The organism is Hyalangium sp., assembly GCF_035629615.1.
Taxonomy (GTDB): Bacteria; Myxococcota; Myxococcia; order Myxococcales; family Myxococcaceae; genus Hyalangium.
The window spans coordinates 1-2,394 of sequence record NZ_DASPHO010000889.1; the positions used below are offsets into that span (position 1 = coordinate 1).

2 protein-coding genes are annotated in these 2,394 nt (G+C 68.3%); both read left to right on the forward strand.

The genetic code is table 11. The features are described from left to right. Positions 1-101 precede the first annotated feature (101 nt). A complete protein-coding gene (locus VD972_RS44415; protein ID WP_324996033.1) occupies positions 102-2,207 on the forward strand; it encodes a M14 family zinc carboxypeptidase in 2,106 nt (701 codons plus the stop codon). Between the two features lie 7 nt (positions 2,208-2,214). Next, positions 2,215-2,394, forward strand: a 180-nt coding sequence (locus VD972_RS44420) for a hypothetical protein (RefSeq protein WP_324996035.1), incomplete at its 3' end; no start/stop codon positions are given.

Genomic DNA, 2,394 nt, shown 5'->3' on the forward strand with positions numbered 1-2,394 from the left:
ACATCGGCCACATCTTCTGACCGGCCAGCCACCCTCGACAACCTCTCCTCTCCTCTGCGATGACAGGAGCCTCGCCGGGCCCTCCCCGGCCAGGAGAGCCCATGTCACCCACGACTTCTCGCACCACCTCGCCGCGGCTCCGCGCCAGCCTGACCGCGCTCGCCCTGCTCCTCGGGAGCGCCTGCTCGGAGACGGACGAGGCAACCACCTCGCTGGCGCTGCTCACCCACTCACTGGAGGCCGAGCAGCGCCCCCAGGAGCTGGTGTCCCACGTGTACTACCGGGATCGCGCGGACCTCAACGCCCTGGTCAGCGAGTACGACTCGCTGGAGAAGGTGGATCGCAAGGAGGGCTTCGTGGCGCTCCTGCTCACGCCGGAGAACGCGGTGGCGCTGCAGGAGCGCGGCTACCGGGTGGAGATCAACGAGGCCGCCACGCGGGCCGTCAACGCGCCTCGCCCCGCGCTCGATGAGCGGACCCTGGGCATCCCCGCATTCTCCTGCTACCGCACGGTGGAGGAGACGTATGCCGACCTGGCGCAGCTCGCCGCCGCCCACTCGGACATCGCCGAGTGGGTGGATATCGGCAACAGCTGGGACAAGGTGACGCGGCTCGGCCCGCCGGGCTACGACCTGTTCGCGCTGGTGCTGACGAACAAGTCCATCCCGGGCCCCAAGCCTCGCTTCTTCCTCATGGCCGCCATCCACGCGCGCGAGTACACCACCGCGGAGACGGCGACCCGCTTCGCCGAGCAGCTGGTGAACGGCTACAACGTCGATCCAGACATCACCTGGATGCTGGACCACTCCGAGGTCCACATCGTCACCCACTCGAACCCGGATGGACGCAAGATCGCCGAGCAAGGCTATCTCCAGCGCAAGAACCGCAACCCCGGCACTGCCAGTCAGACCTGCTCCAACCCGCCCACCTCCAGCAGCCAGTACGGCGTGGACCTCAACCGCAACAGCACCTTTGGGTGGGGTGGGTCGGGCTCCAGCTCCAGCCCCTGCACTCAGACGTACAGGGGCACAGGGCCGGCCAGCGAGCCTGAGACGATGGCGCTCGAGAGCTACATCCGCTCCCTGTTCCCGGATCGGCGGGGGCCCAACCGCGGGGACGCCGCGCCGGACGACACGGCGGGCGTCATGATCACGTTGCACAGCTACTCCGAGCTGGTGCTGTTCCCCTGGGGTGACAGCTCCTCCCCTGTGCCCAACCTCGCCGGGCTGCGAGCCCTGGGCAAGCGGATGAGCTTCTTCAACAACTACGAGGCGTGCCAGGTGTCCACCTGCCTGTACGAGGCCGCTGGAGGCACGGATGACTATGCCTACGGCGAGCTGGGCGTGGCCTCGTACACCATCGAGATGGGCAACGACTTCTTCGAGAGCTGCAGCGCCTTCGAGTCGGATGTGCTCCCCAGAAACCTCCCCGCGCTGATGTACGCCTTCAAGGTGGCGCGCCGCCCCTACCAGCTCTCGCACGGCCCGGACTCCCGGTTGCTCACCTTGACGCCCTCCACCGTCATCCAGGGCACGCCCTCCCGCCTGCGGGCCACGGCGGATGACACCCGCTTCGGCGCCATTGGCGGAGCCGAGCCGAGCCATCCCATCACCGCCGCGCGCTACTCAGTGGATCAGCCCTCCTGGGTCCCGGGGACGCCTGTCTTCTCCATGGGCGCGGTCGACGGTGTCTTCTCCTCGACGGTGGAGGCACTCATCGCCAACGTGAATACCAACGGACTGGCACCCGGCCGTCATACGATCTTCGTGGAGAGCCGGGATGCCTCGGGCGCCTGGGGTCCTCCCAGCGCCCTCTTCCTCACCGTCCAGCTGCCCACCCGCGCCGTGGGCGTGACGCCGGACTCCACGGGCACGCAAGGGCTTCGGGGGCAGCTCGTCACGTACACGCTGAGCGCCACCAACCAGGGCAACATGCCAGACTCGTTCCAGGTGTCGGTGGACGCGGCCTGGCGCACCTGGGCGCCGGTCTCGGTGGGGCCTCTCGCCGTGGGTGAGAGCACCTCCTTCCAGGTGACGGTGCTGGTGCCCACGAACGTGCCTCTCTGGGCCTCCGACACCGCCCAGGTGCACGTCGCCTCGCTGGGAGATTCCCTGAAGGCAGCCACGGCCTCGATCGTCACCACCGCCATGAGCAACAACCTCCCGGCTCCTGCCTCCGTGGATGGCTCTGACGACACGACCTGGTGAGGCTCCCATGGCAATGACTCCCCATCCCGTGGCGCAGCGTGGCGGGCGTTCCACGTCGCTGCTCGCCACGGCCCTGGCCGCCGCCGTCCTGGTCACCGGCTGCAAGAAGGAGGAGCCAATCCGCGCCGACACGGACTTCTACAAGAAGATCCAGGAGCAGCTGATCCGCGCGAAGCCGGGCACCGTC